The sequence below is a fragment of the Rhodococcus sp. GXMU-t2271 genome (genome assembly GCF_041414735.1).
In the GTDB taxonomy this organism is placed as follows: domain Bacteria; phylum Actinomycetota; class Actinomycetes; order Mycobacteriales; family Mycobacteriaceae; genus Rhodococcus; species Rhodococcus indonesiensis.
In genome coordinates, this window is record NZ_JAUIZP010000017.1 from 1 (window position 1) to 1,594 (window position 1,594).

Here is a 1,594-nt window from a genome sequence, read left to right on the forward strand (position 1 = left end):
CGGCGAACAACGGCATGTTCTCCGGCTCCTTCCGGTGGGTTCGAAATCGATGTGTTCCCGCGGCACAGGTAGCGGGCCGGGCACCGAGTTCCCGGTGTCCGGCCCGCCACTGCGGCACGCGAGGTGTGCTCAGCCGAGCAGGTTGTAGACCAGCAGCGCGGACAGGGACAGGACAGCGACGAGTCCCAGGACGCCGACGATGTTCTTCCACCACGTGTTTCGCAGGGAGCCCATCAGCTCGTGGTTGTTGCTCATCACGAGCAGCAGGAGACCGAGTAGAGGGGCGATGAGGACAGTCAGTGCTTGGGCGACGATGATGAGCTGGATGGGGGAGCTGGTGAACACCAGCGTGACGATCAGACCGAAGGCAAGGATGAGGGCGCTGGTGCGCTTGGCCGCCGGAGTGCTCGCGGAAGGGCCCTTCCCGAGGGCGTCGGAGAGCATGGTGCCGCCGGCGGTGGCGTTGGCGACCATGGACGAGAACGCGGCGCCGGACAAGCCGAGGGCGAAGATCGTGGAGCCGACGGGGCCGGCAATGGGTTCGAATACCTTGGCGAGGCCGGTGAGGGTGGTCGCCTCGGTGCCGGCGCGGCCGAGGACCGCAGCGGCGACGATGATGACCAGCGAGGTCATGATGCCCGGGGCCACGATGCCGGGAATGGTGTCCGCGACTGTGGTCCGACGGTATTCGGCTTCGGTGCGCCGGCGCTCGCGGATGCCGTAAGCGGTGAAGAACGCCGCATTGAGCGAGAAGTTGGTGCCGACGAGGGCGACAACGAGGAGTTGTCCGCCGGGTGGAATGACGGGCAGGGCGCCGCCGAGCGCCTGGTACCAGTCCGGTTTCGCGATGACGGCGCTGAGAACGAAGGTGGCCGCCATGAGGGCGACGATCACCAGCAGCACCCGCTCGACGGTGCGATAGACGTTGCGGAACAACAGGATCAGCCCGACGAATACCGTACAGATCGCCGACCACAGCAGTGGAGAGCCTCCGAAGACCATGGACAGCCCGAGGCCGGAGCCGACGGCGTTGCCGACGGAGAAGCACAGGGTGATGAGAAAGACGCCGATGCCGGCGGCGACGCCGACCCGATTGCCGAGAATGTCCTTGACGGAGCCGATCATGGACACCGGGGTACGGATTCCCAAGCGGACACTCATGTCGGCGTAGACGAGCATGAAGAGCGTCGAGAGGGCGACGACCCAGATCAGCGAGTAACCGTATGCGCTGCCGGCCTGAACGGCGCTCGCGAGGTTGCCGGGGCCGAACTGCCAGGCACCGGCGATGAACGCCGGCCCGGCCATCGCCAGGGTGCGAACCCAGGGACGCCGGGACTCGAGGGTGCTGCGCTGCGGCGAGGGGCTACCCGCGACCACTGGTTCGCCTCCGGGGGCCTCGGTGGAGAGAGAAGTGTGCTGACTCATCGACGAGCCTACTTTCTGGTGTTCGAACCGTGGACGGACGGGTTGCCGGCGACGACGGACAGGGGTCGTGCGGCAACGACGGTTCGACGGGGAAGGCACTCACGGACGGACGACGGTGGTGGTGCCGATGTCATCTGGGAGGTCGGGGGGGCCCCCCCGGGGTTGGGGG

At 67.2% G+C, this 1,594-nt stretch carries 1 protein-coding gene; it reads right to left on the reverse strand.

Features of this window, described 5'->3' with window-relative positions:
- Positions 1 to 129: 129 nt before the first annotated feature.
- The gene (locus QYS60_RS06345) at positions 130 to 1,305 is read right to left on the reverse strand and encodes an Nramp family divalent metal transporter (protein WP_371382689.1); all 1,176 of its coding nucleotides are present in this window, start codon (positions 1,303 to 1,305) and stop codon (positions 130 to 132) included.
- Positions 1,306 to 1,594 lie beyond the last annotated feature (289 nt).